The 17070-nt window shown below is 67.2% G+C and carries 15 protein-coding genes; 6 read left to right on the forward strand and 9 right to left on the reverse strand.

Features of this window, described 5'->3' with window-relative positions:
- Positions 1-6 precede the first annotated feature (6 nt).
- The 9 genes from ACFYO1_RS21505 to ACFYO1_RS21545 all read right to left on the reverse strand — a co-directional run bounded on the left by ACFYO1_RS21505 (position 7) and on the right by ACFYO1_RS21545 (position 10482).
- Complete coding sequence (locus ACFYO1_RS21505) at positions 7-1548, reverse strand: cytochrome P450 (RefSeq protein WP_387233604.1); 1542 nt, start codon at positions 1546-1548, stop codon at positions 7-9.
- 238 nt (positions 1549-1786) lie between these two features.
- Positions 1787-1933, reverse strand: a complete 147-nt coding sequence (locus ACFYO1_RS21510; protein ID WP_387233607.1) for a hypothetical protein — start codon at positions 1931-1933, stop codon at positions 1787-1789.
- Positions 1934-1978: 45 nt separating this feature from the next.
- Positions 1979-2770: a DeoR/GlpR family DNA-binding transcription regulator gene (locus ACFYO1_RS21515; RefSeq protein ID WP_150399915.1), complete on the reverse strand. Its 792-nt coding sequence runs from the start codon at positions 2768-2770 to the stop codon at positions 1979-1981.
- A gap of 132 nt (positions 2771-2902) precedes the next feature.
- Positions 2903-5008: a CocE/NonD family hydrolase gene (locus ACFYO1_RS21520; RefSeq protein ID WP_387233611.1), complete on the reverse strand. Its 2106-nt coding sequence runs from the start codon at positions 5006-5008 to the stop codon at positions 2903-2905.
- Positions 5009-5181: 173 nt separating this feature from the next.
- Positions 5182-5835 carry a TetR/AcrR family transcriptional regulator gene (locus tag ACFYO1_RS21525; protein WP_387233614.1) on the reverse strand — a complete coding sequence of 218 codons (654 nt, stop codon included), beginning with the start codon at positions 5833-5835 and terminating at the stop codon, positions 5182-5184.
- A gap of 66 nt (positions 5836-5901) precedes the next feature.
- The gene (locus tag ACFYO1_RS21530) at positions 5902-7299 is read right to left on the reverse strand and encodes a lipase family protein (protein WP_387233618.1); all 1398 of its coding nucleotides are present in this window, start codon (positions 7297-7299) and stop codon (positions 5902-5904) included.
- A gap of 144 nt (positions 7300-7443) precedes the next feature.
- Complete coding sequence (locus ACFYO1_RS21535; protein ID WP_387233622.1) at positions 7444-8352, reverse strand: carbohydrate ABC transporter permease; 909 nt, start codon at positions 8350-8352, stop codon at positions 7444-7446.
- The gene (locus ACFYO1_RS21540) at positions 8349-9230 is read right to left on the reverse strand and encodes a carbohydrate ABC transporter permease (protein WP_387233625.1); all 882 of its coding nucleotides are present in this window, start codon (positions 9228-9230) and stop codon (positions 8349-8351) included. The genes ACFYO1_RS21535 and ACFYO1_RS21540 overlap by 4 nt, the downstream gene beginning before the upstream one ends.
- A gap of 1 nt (position 9231) precedes the next feature.
- Complete coding sequence (locus ACFYO1_RS21545) at positions 9232-10482, reverse strand: extracellular solute-binding protein (protein WP_387233628.1); 1251 nt, start codon at positions 10480-10482, stop codon at positions 9232-9234.
- A gap of 128 nt (positions 10483-10610) precedes the next feature.
- On the opposite strand from ACFYO1_RS21545, the gene ACFYO1_RS21550 reads away from it, so the two are divergent.
- From ACFYO1_RS21550 to ACFYO1_RS21575, 6 genes are all read left to right on the forward strand, one after another.
- Complete coding sequence (locus tag ACFYO1_RS21550; RefSeq protein ID WP_387233631.1) at positions 10611-11555, forward strand: SIS domain-containing protein; 945 nt, start codon at positions 10611-10613, stop codon at positions 11553-11555.
- 73 nt (positions 11556-11628) lie between these two features.
- Complete coding sequence (locus ACFYO1_RS21555; RefSeq protein ID WP_387233634.1) at positions 11629-12672, forward strand: ROK family protein; 1044 nt, start codon at positions 11629-11631, stop codon at positions 12670-12672.
- Positions 12673-12778: 106 nt separating this feature from the next.
- Entirely contained in the window at positions 12779-13930 is a 1152-nt protein-coding gene (locus tag ACFYO1_RS21560) for an N-acetylglucosamine-6-phosphate deacetylase (protein ID WP_387233637.1), read from the forward strand.
- Positions 13927-14880 carry a hexose kinase gene (locus tag ACFYO1_RS21565; protein ID WP_387233640.1) on the forward strand — a complete coding sequence of 318 codons (954 nt, stop codon included), beginning with the start codon at positions 13927-13929 and terminating at the stop codon, positions 14878-14880. The genes ACFYO1_RS21560 and ACFYO1_RS21565 overlap by 4 nt, the downstream gene beginning before the upstream one ends.
- A 43-nt stretch (positions 14881-14923) precedes the next feature.
- Positions 14924-15748: a class II fructose-bisphosphate aldolase gene (locus ACFYO1_RS21570; RefSeq protein WP_387233643.1), complete on the forward strand. Its 825-nt coding sequence runs from the start codon at positions 14924-14926 to the stop codon at positions 15746-15748.
- A gap of 284 nt (positions 15749-16032) precedes the next feature.
- The gene (locus tag ACFYO1_RS21575) at positions 16033-16899 is read left to right on the forward strand and encodes a DUF559 domain-containing protein (RefSeq protein ID WP_387233645.1); all 867 of its coding nucleotides are present in this window, start codon (positions 16033-16035) and stop codon (positions 16897-16899) included.
- The last annotated feature ends 171 nt before the right edge of the window (positions 16900-17070 follow it).

The following is a 17070-nucleotide window of genomic DNA, read 5'->3' on the forward strand; positions in this document are numbered from 1 at the left end:
ATCCGACTATACGGCGGTGTCCGCGCGCTCCAGCTCCGGCAGGAACCGGGCGCGCATCGGCAGCGGGCCGTCCGGGCCGCCGGTGAACGAGATCTGCCGGCGCACGCGCTGATCCGACACCGCGTCGAATTGCAGCTGCTGGGCGAAGGTGGCGACCACGAGCGCGGCCTCCATGTTCGCGAATCCCGAAGCGACACACATTCTTTTGCCCGCACCGAACGGCATGGTGGCTCGCTTGTGTTCGCGGGCAACGTTTTCCGGCAGGTAGCGGCTCGGGTCGAACTCGTCCGGGCGCTCCCACACCCGCCGGTTGTGGTGCGATCCGTGGATCAGCGTGATCACCGTGGTACCCGGCTTGATCCGGTAACCGCCCAGCGCGTCTTCCGCTTTCGCCGTTCTGGCCAGGCCGACCACCGGCGGCAGCACGCGCATGGTCTCGGCGACCACGGCCTGGGTCCACGGCAGGCGGTCGAGGTCGGCGGCGGTGGCCGGGCGGGAGCCGAGCACCGAGGCCACCTCGTCGCGCAGGCGGTCGCGGGCCTCCGGGTGTTCGGCGAGCAGCTGCCACACCCAGGTCAGGGCGGTCGCGGTGGTTTCCATGCCGGCGCCGATGAACGTCATCAGCTCGTCGTGGATCTCCTGATCGGTGTACTGGTAGCCGGTTTCGGGGTCGGAGGCGTCGATCAGCGCGGCGAGCAGGTTGTCCTTGCGGGTGATCCGGCCCGCCCGGTGATCGGCGATCAGGCCGTCGACCACGTGCTCGGCGTGCCGCAGGTCGCGCATGCTGCGCGGCTCGACCACCCAGCCCGCGGCCCGCATGATCCGCATCGGCAGCCGTGAATTGCCGGCGTCGTCGCGGTGGCGTCCGCGCTTGTGCAGCCAGGTCGCGGCGTGATGCAGCGGATGGCTGAGGTTCGTCATGAACCCGCGGCCGAAGAAGCGCAGCAGCCGGTACAGCACCACCTCCGACATCGGCCCGGTGATATCGGTGCCGAACATCGTCCGCGACGTGACATCCAAAGTGAGCCGGTTCATTTCGGCGTTGACGTCGACGGCCGCGCCGTCCGCCGACAGCTCCCGGATCCGGGCGACGGCGTCGCGCGCCGCCTCGACCATCACCGGTGCGAACCCATCCACGTTGCGCTTGGCGAAGATCGGCTGCACGAGCCGCCGATTGCGCTGCCACAGTTCATCGTTCAGATCGGTGACCAGCCCGCGCCCGAACGCCACCGCGAGCATGTCGTAGTCCGGGCTCTTGGTGTAGTTGTTCTGGTTGGTCACCAGCACGTGCCGGGCCAGCTCCGGGCTCCGCACGATGACGAACTTCGCGAACGGCACCCGGGCGACGATCACGTCGTCCTGTCCCGGGAAGTTCGTCACGTAATCCAGCACCGTGTGATCGCGCACCCGCGGCAGGATCCCGACCGACAGTTTCACCGACTCCCACCAGGTCACCGGCGTGCCGTGCCAGCGAATGAACGTCGGCGCCCACCGGGGCGGATGCAATTTCGAATTAACGACGGAAGCAACGGACTCGACATCGGCCATAGCCGGCTCACCTTGCCTTACACACTCACATGGGACGTGCTGTCCCACTCAGAGTATTGAGACACCGTGACCCAGTCAATGGCTGAACCCGCTCGATCTACCACTCCCGGCACAGCACAGCCCGGCAAGCCATCCAAGGCCTACCGGGCTGGGTCATCGACGGTCCCGAGCGGAACTACGCGTGGCGGCGCGAAAGAGCAGATCTCATCGATAAATCGGTGCTGCGCGAACCGGATCCCTAGTTGGGCGTATCGCCCTCATAATCCATATCCGCCGCCTGATCCTCCGTGGTCGCCGCGGCATCCTCGGTCGAATCCGGCTGATCAACGTCGTCGCGGTCCACCTCGGTGTCGTCCGAGCGTTCTGTACCGGGTTCAGTGGTCATGATCACCGACTTGCCCAGACCGGCACCCGTCAAACAGGGCGGCGATCAGACGACGTCGACTCGGACGCCGGTGGCCCGGATGGCGGCTACCGCGGACGGGTCGGCGTCGGTGTCGGTGACCAGGACCTGGACCTGTTCGATGGTGCAGATTCGGGCCAAGGCGGTGCGTTCGAGTTTGTCGGCGGTGGCGACGACCATGACGTGGCGGGAGCGGCGGACCATCTCGGTGGTGACGCCGGCCTCATCGATGTGACGGCATTGGGCGCCGCCCTCCGCCGAGATGGCGTTGACGCCGAGGATCAGCTCGTCGAGCCGAAGTTCGGCGAGGGCGCGTTCGGCCAGGGGGCCGTGCAGTTCGTAGGACTCGCGGCGGGCCACGCCGCCGAGTACGACGGTGCGCATGTGCGGGCGCAGCACCATTTCGCCGGCGATATTGAGCGCGTTGGTGACGAGGGTCAGTTGCTCGTCACCGGTCATGCCGAGGTCGGTGCGGCCGGCCAGGGCGCGCGCCACCGCGGTGGTGGTCGTGCCGCCGTTCATCGCGATGACCTTGTGCGGATCCACCAGGGACGCGGCGTGTTCCGCGATCCGCTGCTTCGCCTCGCCGCCGGTCTGCCGGTAACGGGCGGGCAGATCGTAGGCGACGGAGGTCGCGACGACACCGCCGTGGGTTCTGGTCGCCAGCTGCTGTTCGGCGAGCGCGGTGAAGTCGCGGCGGACCGTCGCGGAGGACACGCCGAGTCGCTCGGCGGCCTCCTCCACGGACAGCCGCCCGGATTCGGCGAGCAGTTCGAGCAGCCGGTTCCACCGCTGCGGACGGTCGGTCGGTCCGGTCATATCACACCGCCCCGGACCCGACCTGCTGTTTTTCTAGGCACGCGCACAATCTGACCATAGGCACGCTGCCGACCGTAGAGATTTCCGGTGCGGCGATGCCAAGCGGCTGCGGCAACACCGAGCGCCGCCGCCTCAGCGGTGCATCCCGGCGGCGGCCAGCGGCACGGTGAGGAACGAGGCCGCGCCTTCGGTGCGCTGAACGTCGTAGACGCCGCCGAGCAGCGCCGGATAGTCCTTCGGGTTGACGATATGGGTGGGCGCGTCGCCGGAGCCGATGGTGATCTGCAAACGGTGCCCCGGTTCGAAGACGTGGAAGGCCGGGCGGATCTTGACGTTGTACTCGGTCACCTGGCCGGGAATGACCGGCAGCATCGACTCTCGCGTGCCGGGATGGAACGCGCCGAGCACGCTGCCGTCCGGGGCGCGCCACGTCCGATCCGCGTCCAGCGCGCGGAAGTTGCCGGCGAGCTGGCCGTCGGTCAGCGCGCGGGCCGTGCCGTCGGGCGCGATGTCCTGCACGGTCACGCTGAACGCCGAGGCGGGCGTGTTCGAGACGGCGAACAGGGTGGCGCCGATCGGGCCGCCGAGCACCGTCGGCTCGGTGAACGGGTCGGTCGTGTACTGCGGATTATCCAGCAGCCCAGGCACATCCGGGTGCGCGGGGAACTGCGCGCAGGGGTCATCGAGGCCGGCCATCGTGGTGAGCAGTTCGTAGACACCGGAGAAGTTCCGGGAGAACGACGCATTGCAGATGGTGCCGCCGTTGACCGGACTGAAGGTCACGCGGTCCGAGCCTGTCGGAACCACCGGACGATCCGGGGTCAACCGGCCGCCTGCTGCCAAATACAAGTTCCGCGTCGGTGTTTCCCGCATGGGGTAGGTAGCGCTCTCGATCACGTTGCCGTTGATGTCGATCGCGTGCAGCGGCGTCTTCGTCTCGTCGATGCCGTTGCGGTCGTTCTTCAACCACCGGTCGAACCAGGCCAGCTGGATGGAGTGCAGGTCGATGTCGGTATTGCGCTGCTCACCCGGCTGCACGTGGAACCAAGGGCCGGTGAGCATCTGGAAGCGACCGCTGGACGAGGCGTCCGCCGGCATCGGGCCGTTGTGCGAGCGTCCGGCGTAGGCGTTCTGCAAACCGGCGAAGGTACGCGGTGTCCCGTCTTGGAGCAGGTCGTATTGACCGCCGACCAGATAGGTCGGAATGTCGTTCGCCGCAATCCGTTCCACCACATTGTCGATCGCGCGCGATTCCCAGTACGGGCCGTTGTACGCCTTGTCGCCGTCGAGCAGCGCGTCGAACACCGAGGGCCAGGTGCCGTCCGACCGGAAGTGCGCGAGCAGGTGGTCAACGAAGACACTCGCCATCTTGTCCGGCTCCCGGTACAGCCCGAGGATCGGGTCGAGCTGCGGCAGCAGGGTGATCGGGAATTGCAGCATGGAGGCCAGGAACGCGGTGTTGTAGAACCCGTCGTGGTCCAGCAGGTCCTGGAACGCGTGGTTGCCGGGCATCAGCGGAAACAGCGCCTTGACCGGCGAATCCGGTTCCAGCACACCGGCGGTGAAGAGTTCACTCATCCCGAGATACGACAGCCCCCACAGCCCGATCTCCCCGGTCGAATGGGGTAGCCCTGCGGCCCAATGGATTACCCGCTCGGAGTCCTCTCGCTCCTGCGGTTGCAGGATGCTCCACTGCCCGCCGGACGATCCGGTGCCGCGAATGTCCACGATGACGCTGATGTACCCGCGCTTGACGAAGTAGTCGCCGTAGCCCGCCGCGTCGCTGATCTGCTCGGCCACATCGATGACGCTGGGCAGCGCGTTCCGCAGAAGCGGCCCGAGCCCCTCGTAGGACAGCAGCCGCATGAACCCGCCGCTGTCCTTGCCATATGCCGTCTGGGTCAACACGATCGGGAACGGGCCGGATGCGGGCGCGCCGGACGCGTCGGTCGGATACCGCACGTCCGCCCGCAGCACCACGCCGTCCGCCATCGGCAGTTCGACATTTTTCTGCTCACCGACGCCGTAGCGTTCGGGCCCCGGATTCCACCCCTCAGGCAATCCGGTGCGCGCGTCGGCCTTCGGAAAACCGTTGGCAGGAAACGAATCCGCGAATGCGGACGGCGCGGCGATCGATAGCACCAAGGCAACCGTGAGAAGGCCGACCGCGATTCGAACCGCGATCGCCGCGGTGAAGCGGCGGCGCGCGGTGCGCCGCCTCGGTTGGCTATCGGTCATCATCATTGATCACCCATTCGATCCGCGAGCGAAGGCCGCCGGCCGCAGCACGCTCCTGGACTCCCCGGAACAAGGGAACCGACTCGACTGTAGGAGATTTCCAGACATTCGGCAATACATCTTTTCAGATGCGTTGCACAGGTGCGCCTGCCACTGGTCGCGCTGATTTCAGATCAGGTGAGCGCAAGCCCCGAGTTCACGAAATACGCGATCTCCTCGCAAATTTCGTCCACGCTGATCACCGAATCGGGCAGCGTGCTCTGCACCAATTCCTGAGCGAGCGAGTTCACCGCGCCGATCACCGCGAGGGCGAAAAGATCGAACCGCCGAGGCTTGGCCTCACCGCGCTCGACTCCGCGTTCCGCCTCACTGATGATCAACGCGGAAAGCAAGCGCCGCTGCTCTCGTCGCCACTCCTCGACTTTGTGGCTGGCGCCGACCACTTCGACATAACAGACCCGAGCCGAGCGATGATCGGCACAGGTCACCGAGAGATAGGCGCGGAAGCTTTCGACCACGCGGGTCGAGAGCGGGTCGTTCTCGGTTTTCGCCAGCGCTTCCAACGCTCGTTCGACCGCGTGCGAGGTGGTCCGGTTGACCAGCGCGATGAGCAAAGCCTCACGGCTGCCCATATCTTCGTAGAAACTGCGCGTGGACACATTCGCGACCGCGCACAGACGCTCGATGGAAGTGGCTGCGTAACCCTGGGTTCCGAATAATTCGAGGGCGGCATCGATCAACCGGGTCTGCCGCTGCGCCACTCGTTGTTCCCGCGACAGCCCGCCGTAGCTGCGACCGTCCTTCGATTCCGCTTCCCGCCGTGCCACCGTTCGATGCTACCCGCTGGCTCGCCCCGATCCCGGCACGGACAGTGGTCCGAGCCGGGGCAACGACTAGTTGTGCTGGCCGATGGCATATCCGACGAGGGCCTGTGCCATGGGCGGCAGAATCTCCGCCAATGCCTGGCCGAACTGCGGCTCGCCGACGGTGCTGACCGGGCTGGTAATCGAGCAACCCTGCGGTGCCGGGACACCGTTGAGCCGATCTTTCAGCCAATAGAACGCGCCGGGCAGATGCGAGAGCACACCGGAGAGATGCTCGGCGGCGAATTCCCGCACATAAGTCACGCTCGGCGCGCCCTCGGCACAGTATTTCCGCACGGTCGAATCGGTGCCGGCAATCGGAATCAGCTCGTCGTTCTGCGCGTGATAAAAGTAGATCGGCACGGTCGGCTGCTGTTGTCCGAGTGAGTTGTCCGCGATCGCTTCCCGAATCTCGGGCAAGGCGAGCGGATCACCGCCTTGGAATGTGCCGAAATAGTTGAAGCCGGGGAACAGGACGGCGCCCTGCGGATGGCACAGCACCTTCTTCGAGGCCATGACGAATTGCCCGAGCAGATCTACTCTTTCCCGCATCACCCGCTGCATATCCGGGTATTCGGTCGAGATGCCGACGATCGCGGCCGAGATGAGCCCGGCGTACACGCCGCCGTTGTTGTGCCGCACCACCCCCGCGTAGTCGCCCGCCGCGACCCCACCCGCGGCAATACCGACGATATTCAGCTCGGGCGCGTAGCTCGCTTTGATCTCCGGGACGAAGGCCGAGGGAATCGTGCCGCCCGAGTAACCCCACAGGGCCGCCGGCGTTTCCGGCCCGCTCAACTGCGCGGGCGCGAAATTCTCCGCGGCCCGGATGCCGTCCAGGGTTGCCTGGGCATTCATTCGCGACGCGCCGTACGCCGAATTCGGCCCCTGATAGTCGGGCATCGCGATCGTCCAGCCCTGTCCGAGACCCGCGGCGATCGGAATCAGCGTCTCCGCCGCGTTCACATAATCGACCGGGATGGCGCCGGATTGGGCCACATAGGACGGCGCGCAATACTGCGCGCCGCTGTCCTCGGCGATCTGATACGACAGCAACTTGGACCCACCGGCGGGGGCGGGACCGCGCGGCTTCAGGATCGTGGTGACCGTCGAGATCGGCTCACCGCGACTGTCGGTGGTGCGGTAAAGCAACTGCCACGCATCGACATTAAGCTGCACGATGCCCATGAACGCCGGATAGATCGCCCGGGCGCGCAGGATCTCGCCGGGCTGTGCCGCTGCGACCACCCCTGCCGCCGGCCGGTAGAAGTCGTCGAGCTCGGGCGGCAAGGTGAGCGCGGGCGCCGGCTCGATCCGGACCCCCTGCTGCTCCCCCGGCGCCGCCTGCCCCGAACCGAGTGCCGTCCATGCCGCCATCAACGCGATGACGCCGAGGACTACCACGCGCCCGCCATTGCGCACGTTCATCGAAGTGCCTTCCCGTTACCGATCGTTACCGATACTGGTAAGGGATGTTTTCAGATAGTGGGCAAGAAGTCCAGACTCAGACAGTGATTCAGCTCATGACATGCCGGAAGCGGGTGGCGAACCGCACCACCCGCTTCGGCGGAACTACTTGACGCTGCCCGCGGTAAGCCCCGCTACCAAGCGCTTTTCGATGAACGCGAACAGGATCACGACCGGGATGATGCCGACCGTGGAAATAGCGAACACGTATTGCCAGGAGGTGTCGTACTGGCCGACGAACTTGGTCAGCGCGACCGAGAGCGGCTGATTCTCCGGGGTGGTCAGCACCACCAGGCTGGCGGCGAATTCGTTCCAGCAGGAGACGATGACGAAGATCGTCGCCGTGACGATGCCCGGCCAGACCAGCGGCAGGCTCACCCGGACCAGGATCTGCCAGCGGCTCAGGCCGTCCAGCATCGCGGCCTCCTCGATCTCCACCGGAATGGAGGCGAAGAAGCTGTGCAGGATCCACACCGCGAACGACAGGTTGAACGCGGCGTTCACCAGGATCATCGCCAGCCAGGTGTCGTTGATGCCGACCGCGAAGAACTCCCGGATCAAACCGGTGACCAGCACCGTCGGCTGCAACATCTGCGTTACCAGCACCAGGCCGAGGAACACCGCGCGCCCCGGAAACTTGTGCCGCGCCGTGTAATACGCCGCCGGGATGGCGACCAGCAGCACGAGCACCGTGGCGAACACCGAAATGATCACCGTGCTGGCCAGATTGAACGGCAACGGCGTTTCCGGGGTATCCCACATGGTGGAGTAGTTGTCCGGATGCCACGTCTCCGGAAGGTAAGTCGGTGGGATACGCAGGATTTCGGCCCGGCTCTTCAGCGAGCCGAGCACCATCACGATGAACGGCAGCAGGAACAGCGCGGCCAGCACCACGCCGACCGCGGTCAGCTCCCAGCGCCGCCGCTTCGCCCGGACCCCGGGCCGCGGGTCCGAATCGGCCACCGCCACTGCGCCCGTGACCTTTTCGATGTGCGTCAAATCCGCCGCCGTCACCCGTCGACCTCCTGTGTAGGCCGGACCACCTTCACATAGATCGCGATGATGACGATGATCAGCACGAAGTTCAGCACGCTCATCGCCGCCGCCGTGTCGACCTGCTGATTCTGCCGAATCAGCTTGAACATCAACGTGGTTGTGGTGTCGGCCTGGAAACCCGCGATGCTGCCGGTGATCACCTGCAGAATCGGCAGCGAGTTGAACGAGTTGATGATGTTGATGATCGTCGCCACCGCGATGGCCGGACGCAGTTGCGGCAGCGTGAGAAAGCGGTAACGCTGCCACGCGCTGGCGCCGTCGACCCGCCCCGCCTCGTTGACCTCGGCCGGAATCGCTTGCAGCCCGGCCAGAATCGTATAGGTGGTGAACGGGATGGAGACGAACACCGCGACCCCGATCGCGACCAGGAAGGCCGGCGTCGGCTGCTTGGTGAAGCCGTAACCCCGATCCAGCAGGCCGATATCGACCAGGAACCGGTTGGCGATGCCGACGTCGGGATCGAGCATGTAGTAGAAGATCGTCGTCGTCATCACGACGGAGGCGGCCCACGGCACCAGGATCGCCATCCGCACCGCGGTGCGGCCGGGGAAATCCTTATTGAGGAACTGGGCGAGCCCCGCCGAGATCACCAGGGTGATCAGCACAACGGCGACAACCCAGATCACCGTGTGCGCGAGAACGGATCCCAGCTCCGAAATCCCGAACAGCGTGCGGAAGTTCTCCAGGCCCGCCGCGCCCCGGTCTTGACCGTAGGCGCTGAGATCCCGGGTACTGGTCCACAGCATGTAGCAGGCGGGAAAGGCGACGATAGCCGCGATCAAGACCAGCGAGGGCCCGATCCACGGTATCGCCGCCAGAGTTCCTTTCCGTCGCACGCTATTTCGCGGCTTCCTGTATGCGCTGCAACACCTGGGCCGGGTCGGTGCCCTGTGCGATGGTGCCCATCTGCTGCCGGATGGCGCCCTGTGCCGCAGCCCATTTCGGGTTGTTGCTCGGGTAGAACTGTGCCACCGCCAGGGTGGAGCCGAACGCCTTGGTCACCGGGTCGGCGGCGAGCTTGGCGGCCGCGGTGTTGGTGATCGGGATGAAGCCCTCGGTGGAGACGAACTTCGAGTAGACATCGGCGCCGTAGAAGAAGTCGAGGAACTTCTTGATCGACTCGGTCTTCTTGCCGTCCTTCTTGAACGCCATCAGGTGGTCGGCCACGCCGAGGGTCACCGGGGTGCCGGACTTGGTCGGCGTCGGCGCGGTCGCGTACTTCAGCGCCGGGTTCTTCGAGGCGATCTGGCTGATGGTCGGGGGCAGGCCCTCGATCATGCCGATCTTGCCCTGGATGAACGCGTTGATCACGTCCTTGCGGTCGGTCGCACCTGGGTTCGGCTGGGTGACACCGGCATCGGCGATCTCGCGCATCGCGCGCACGCCCTCCAGGTTGGCCGGGGTGTCCACGGTGACCTTGTCCCCGTCGGCCCACTTGCCGCCCGCGCCGAAGGTCCAGATGGAGGTCTCGCCCTGGGCTTCCTCGCTGCCGAGCGGCAGGCCGTAGCCGGAGACCCCACCGCCGAGCGCCTGGATCTTCTTCGCCGTGTCGGTGAGCTCGGCCCACGTCTTCGGCGGCGCGGTGACGCCGGCCTCGGTGAACAGGTCGGTGTTGTAGAACAGGGTGCGCGTGGAGGCGAACAGCGGCAGCGCGTACTGCGTGCCGTTCAGCGACGCGTTCTTCGCGAAGCCGGGCTGGATATCCGAAAGCACCTGCGGCGAAACGACTTCCGAGGCCGGGTACAGCTGGCCGTCACTGGCGAAGCTGGCGTAGGCGTCGATGTTGAGGATGTCCGGGGTGGTCGACTTCGACTGCAGCTTGGTGCGCACCACGTCGTTGATCGAGTTCCAGGACTCGATCTGCAGGTTCACCTTGATGTCGGGGTTCGACTTCTGGAAGTCCGCGATGATCCCGTCCCACAGCGCCTTCGTACCGTTGGCCCCGTCGCTGTAGGCCGGGGCTAAAAAGTTGATCGTGTTGTCGGAATCGGCGTTATCTTTCGAGCCGAACCCACAGGACGAGATCGCCAGCGCGAGGCCGGTGAACATCGCGACCCCAGCAAGCACGCCGTGGAGTGGTCTTTTCACGAGTAGAACCTTTCAAATTTGCACACCGGGCGCCACTGGACAGCCGATGATGGGATCGAACTGATCGACCGACTATCAACATAGACCCAAGCTTGATCATATGTGACCGATTCGCTCGTAAATTTGACATGAACGATCACCGGGCGGATTCTGTTGTTGTGCCGATCTCCGCCGAACCCACCCCCGTCACCCATCTGGCCAACGAGGTCGCCACCCAGCCTGACGACTGGGCGCGCGCCGAAACGATCGCTGCCGAGCATCGCGACATCCTCCCCCACAAGGGCGAGCGAGTCGCCGTGATCGGTTGCGGCACTTCCCTGTTCATGTCCAAAGCGATCGCGGCGCTGCGCGAGGGCGCAGGCCACGGGCTGACCGACGCCTGGCCCGCCAGCGAGGTCCGCTACGGCCGCGACTACGACCGCTACCTGGTGATATGCCGGTCAGGCACGACCACCGAGGTGGTCAATGCCATGCGGGACATCCCAGCACACATTCCGCGCACCGTCATCTGCTCCAGTCCGGGTACCCCGGTGCTCGAGCTGGGCGACCCGATCCTGATCGACGAGGTCGACGAGCAATCGGTGGTGCAGACCCGCTTCGCCACCACCGCGCTGGCGATCCTGCGCTGGCACCTCGGCGAAGACCTCGCCCCGGTGATCGAGCAGGGGCGCAAGGTGCTCGCCGAGGATCCGGCGGTCTCGCTCGCCGACGTCCGTCACGCCGAGGAGATCAGCTTCGTCGGCATGGGCTTCGCCGCCGCCATCGCCGAGGAATCCGGGCTCAAGCTGCGCGAATCCTGCCAGTCCTGGACCGAGTCCTACCTGGCCACCGAGTACCGCCACGGCCCGGTCGCCATCTCGGCGCCCGGTCGCGCGGTCTGGGCCTTCGGTCCGCTGGTGCCGAACTTCGCCAGGGACATCGCGAGCACCGGAGCGCATTTCGAGCACCGTGACATCGACCCGATGGCCGACCTGCTCCGCGTGCACCAGCTCTGCGTGCTGCGCGCGGCCGACCTCGGCCTCGACCCCGACCACCCGCGTGGGCTCAATCGCTCGGTCGTCCTCGACCAGTGATCGGACCGGCCCGGTGAAACCCGACCAAGCTGGAGCCACCCCGCCCGACGCACCGGGAACTACTGTGCCAAGCATGGGAGTGGCGAACGAGACGTCCTCGACGAGTGCCGCCCGGCCCGCGGCCGGGACTGCCGGGTCGGCCGCGGCTCACCGCGGCGGCACTGCGACGCGTTCGGCTGCGGTATCGCCGCAGCCGGACGCGTTGGCCCAGGACGCGCTGGTGCTCGGCCTCGATGTCGGCGGCACCACGATCAAGGGCGAGATCACCGATGCCGCGGGCACCGTGCTCGCGGTCGGTACCGTCGCTACACCGCAGGGTGAAGCGGCGTTCGAGGTGATGGGGGCGCTCGGCGATCGGCTGCTCGGTGAGTTGAGCGAGGAGCAGCGGGGTCGAGTCGGCCGGGCGGCCGTCGTGCTGCCGGGCATTGTGGACACCGTTCGATCGATCGCGGTGTTCAGCAGCAATGTCGGGTGGCGGGACTTCGCGGTCGGTGACCGGTTCATCGATCGCTGGGGCATTCCGGTGTTGATCGAACACGATGTGGCCGTTGCGGGTTGGGCCGAGTGGCGGTTCGGGGCCGGGCGTGGGTACGACAACGTGTGCGTGGTCATTCTCGGGACCGGGATTTCCGGGACCCTGTCGGTCGGCGGGCGGTTGTTGCGTAGTACATATGGTCAGGTCGGCGAGTACGGGCACATCCCGGTTCGCCCGGATGGGCTGCCGTGTCCGTGCGGCAACACCGGATGCGTGGAAACCGTCGCCTCCGGTGCGTCGATCGCCCGCGCTTACACCCGTCGCACCGGTCGTCAAATCAGCGGTGCCGCTGAAGTATTCGCGCTGGTGGACACCGATGCCGACGCCAAAGCGGTGCTGGTGGACGCGGTCGACGCGCTGGCCGACGGACTCATCGGGATCGTGCACGCCGCGTGCCCCGAGCTGATCATCCTCGGCGGCGGACTGGCCGGCGCCGGCGCCGCGCTCACCGATCCGTTGCATCAAGCCATCGCCGATCGACTCCGGCTGGTTCCGGCACCGCAGGTCGTGCTCGGTGAATTCGGCGCGCGCGCCGGGCTGACCGGGGCGGCGCTCTTCGCCCGGCAAGGGGCGCTCGCGTGATCGGGCCCGCACGTGCCGCGGACCGCGCCGGCGAGGAGCACGACACCACGGCTGCCGCGCCGTACCGAGACGAGCACGGCCCGATGCTCGTCCAGGAGGTGACCGGATGCCGACGGAAGTAGTACGCGGCCGAGTCGTTTCGGCGACCGCGCAGTTCGGCGACGGCGTGGTCACCATCGCGGGCGACCGGATCGATTCCGTACTGCCGTTCGCGGAGTGGGTTGCGGCGCATCCGGATTCGCCGGAGCCGCCGTTCGCCGGGACGCTGCTGCCGGGCCTGGTGGACATCCATAATCACGGCGGTTTCGGGCACCGGTTCGACACCGTCGATGGCGCGGAAGCGCGGGCGGCGGCGGAGTTTCATCATGCGCGTGGATCCACGACGGTGATCGCGAGCATTGTCACCGCGGCCGCGCCGGACATGGTCGCGCAGACCGCCGTGTTGCGCGAGCTGGCTGCGGACGGGGTGATCGGCGGGATTCATGCCGAGGGGCCGTTTCTGTCCGAGGCGCGGTGCGGGGCGCAGGATCCGCGGTTCCTGCGCGATCCGGATCTCGAGCTGACCGATCAGCTGCTCACGGCCGGTGGCGGGCATCTGCGGATGATGACGGTCGCGCCGGAGCGATCCGGTTATGACGCTGTCGCGCAACGGCTTACCGAACACGATGTGGTTGTTGCACTGGGGCACAGCAATGCCGACTACGCTTCGTTCTCGAAGGCCCTGCGGCCCACCGGGTTCGGCGCTGTGGTGACGCATCTGGCGAATGGGATGCCACCGCTGCATCACCGCGATCCCGGACCGGTCGGAGCCGGTCTGGTTGCCGCGTCGGCCGGGCAGGCGACGGTCGAGCTGATCGGGGACGGTGTGCATGTCGACCCCGGTTTCGCCGCGCTCGTCTTCGCGGCGGCGCCCGGCCGGGTCGCGCTGATCACCGACGCGATGCAGGCGGCCGGGTTGTCGGACGGCGAGTATCAGCTCGGCCCGCAGTCCGTGACGGTGCGGCAGGGCGTGGCCCGGATCGCGAACGGGTCGATCGCGGGCGGCGTCAGCACGCTGCTCGACAATGTGGCGCGCGCGGTACGCGAGTCCGGCGTGTCGCTGACCGACGCCGTGCTCGCGGCTACGTCCACCCCCGCGGCGGCGCTGCGCCTACCCGACGTCGGTGACCTGCGGAGGGGATACTTCGCCGACCTACTGATCGTTGAGCAGAGCCTGCGGTTGCGCCGGGTGCTCAGGCGAGGAGAGTGGTTGTCGTGATCCTCACCGTGACGATGAATCCCGCCTACGACATGACCTATCGCGTCGAGCACTTCGAACGAGGCCAGGCTCATCGGGTCCGCTCGGTCGAACAACGCATCGGCGGTAAGGGCATCAACGTCACGCGGGTGCTGAATCAACTCGGAAAGTACGCCAGGGCAACCGGTTTCTCCGATCACGCCTTCGCGGCCGCCGCCGAGCTGGAGATGCCGGTCGACTTCGTGCACGCGCTCCCCTGGGTCCGCCGCACCGTGGTGATCAGCGAATCCGAGGACGGCACCGCGACGGCCCTGTGGGAGCCCGGCGCCCGCGTCTCCAACCCGCACGCCGCCGAACAGCTGGCGGTCCGGGTCGCGGGCATGCTGCCCGACGTCGACGGCTTGGTCATCTCCGGGTCGCTGCCCGGCGGCATCGCGCCGTCGCTGCCCGCCGAGATCGCCCGCACCGCGATCGCCGCCGACGTGCCCACCATCTGCGATGTCGACGGCGAGGCGCTGCGGCTGGCCGCCCAAATCCCCGGCATCATCCTCATGCCCAACAGCGACGAGCTGCACCGGCTCACCGGCATCAAGCCGGCCACCGCCGACGAGGTCGTCACCGCCGCCTATCCGCTCATCGAGAGCGGTGTCCGCGCCGTCGTCGCGACTCGCGGCGCCGACGGCATGGTCGCCGTCACCGCCGAGGGCGCGTGGTACGCCACGCTCCCCGAGCCGTTGTCCGGAAACCCCACCGGCGCGGGCGATTCCGCCACCGCCGCGGTGATCGCCGCGCTCACCGCGGACGAAGTCCCCGACTGGCCTGCCATTCTCACCGACGCCGTGGCCACCTCCGCCGCCGCCGTGGTGGTCCCGGTCGCCGGCGAGATCGACCGCTGCCTGCGCACCCGGATCGCCCCCACCGTCCGCGTCACCCGACTGGACCTACCGACCCGCCAAGAAACCGCCCCGTGAATCCTCCGTCGGCGGATGTACTGAGTTCTCAGGAGATGTACCCATGCCGTTGACGCCCGTATCCGACTTGATCACCGCCGCGCGACCGGGTGGGCTCGGCGCGTTCAACGTGATCACCTTGGAGCATGCCGAGGCCATCGCGGCGGCGGCGGAATCGGCGAAACGGCCTGTCGTGCTGCAGCTTTCGGAGAACACGGCGGCCTATCACGGTAGTCTCGCGCCGCTGGCCCTGGCCTGCCTGCGGATCGCGGCGGACAGCACCGCCGACCTCGCCGTCCATCTCGATCATGCGACCTCGCCCGAATTGATCCGGGCCGCAGTCGAACTCGGTATCCGCTCGGTCATGTACGACGGCTCCACCCTCGACTACGCCGCCAACGTCGCCACCACCGCCGAGATCACCCGCTGGTGCCATGAGCGGGACGTGCACGTCGAAGCCGAACTCGGCGAGGTGGGCGGCAAGGACGGCGCGCATGCCCCCGGAGTCCACACCGACCCCGACGAAGCCGTCGAATTCGTCGCCGGCACCGGCGTGGACGCCCTGGCCGTCGCCGTCGGTTCCTCGCACGCCATGCATACCCGCACCGCGACCCTCGACAACGACCTCATCGCGCACCTGGCCGCCAAGGTCCCGGTCCCGCTGGTCCTGCACGGTTCCAGCGGCGTCCCCGACGACGGTCTGCGCGCCGCGGTCGAGCACGGCATCACCAAGGTCAATATCGCCACCCGCCTCAACGTCCTGATGACCGAGGCCATCCGCACCACACTCGCCGACGCCCCCACCCTTTCCGACCCCCGCAAATACCTCACCCCCGCCCGAGCGGCCGTCCAAGCCGAGGTCGAACACTTCCTCCAGCTACTGGCCTGAGCCCGACAGAAGTATGCGGTCGGCGACGCCAGGAGTAACGCCGCCGACCGCGGGGATGGGTGAACCGGGGCAGCCGATCCACCAAAGCTCACCCCCAACCCTGCCCACCCCACCTGAGCACTTCCCCCCGCAACACCTGAGAGTCCCCTTCGAAAACCCCGCACCCGCGGCATGAAGCGGGCTCCCCGGGACGGGTTGTGGATAACCGAAGTCCTGGGGAGAACTGGGGATAACTCGCGCAGGTAGCGGATTCGCGTAAGGGGCGGCCGGGCAGGATCGCCGACATGGGTGTACTCGACGAACCGTTTCCAGGTAGTTGGGCGATGCGGGCTGGGCAGCTGAGTCGATGGGAGCTGCGTAAGAACTTCGATCGAGTACATCCAGACGTCTACATCCGCAAAGGCGTTCAGCTCGACGCGCGAGGCAGAGCGCAAGCAGCCGGGCATTGGGCGAAGGGCGAGGGAATCCTGGTCGGCTACTCGGCGGCCGCGATGCACGGTACCCGGTGGCTGGATGACAAACCGGCCGAGATCAACCTGCCACGTCGCGCCCGCCCGCCAACGGGTGTTCGGGCGTATCGCGACGCAATCCCCGCGAACCAGGTGTGCGATATCGGCGGCTTTCGGTGCACCGTACCCGCGCGCACCGCGTTCGACCTGGGTCGTCGCCTCGATTTCGATGAAGCGGTCGAGATGATCGACGCTCTCTGCAACGCGACCCGACTCACTCCAGGAGATATCGAACGATTCACCGAATGCCAGCACCACGCTCGCGGTAGCGCCAGCCTGCTTGCGGTGCTGCCCTTCGTCGACGGTGGCGCCGAATCGATCCCGGAAACCCGCACCCGTCTCCTGCTTCGGCAGGCGGGCCTGCCCGCGCCGGAAACCCAGATCCGGGTCACCGCGCCCGACGGCTTCATCGTCGCCCGTCTCGACCTCGGTTGGCGGGAGTGGCAAGTCGGTGTCGAATACGACGGGGCCCACCACTGGACCGATCGCCACCAGCGCACCCGCGACATCGATCGCACCGCCGCTCTCGAAGCCCTCGGCTGGACTCTGATCCGAGTAAGCGCCACCCTCCTCACCGATCACCCCCACAAAATAGTCGCCCGAGTCCGCCACGCCCTCCGCGCGCACGGCACCAACATGTGACGAGTGGCCCACCGCGATAAGCCTTCTCGCGTTTTGCCGCGCCCTGCACCACTACCCGAACAGGGTGGTGGGGGGGGGGGGGGGGGGGGGGGGGGGGGGGGGCGGGCCCGCCGCGGGGGGGGGGGGGGGGGGGGGGGGGCCCCCCCCAAGCGCGCCCCCCCCCCCCCCCCC

The organism is Nocardia sp. NPDC006044 (genome assembly GCF_042871115.1).
Taxonomy (GTDB): domain Bacteria; phylum Actinomycetota; class Actinomycetes; order Mycobacteriales; family Mycobacteriaceae; genus Nocardia.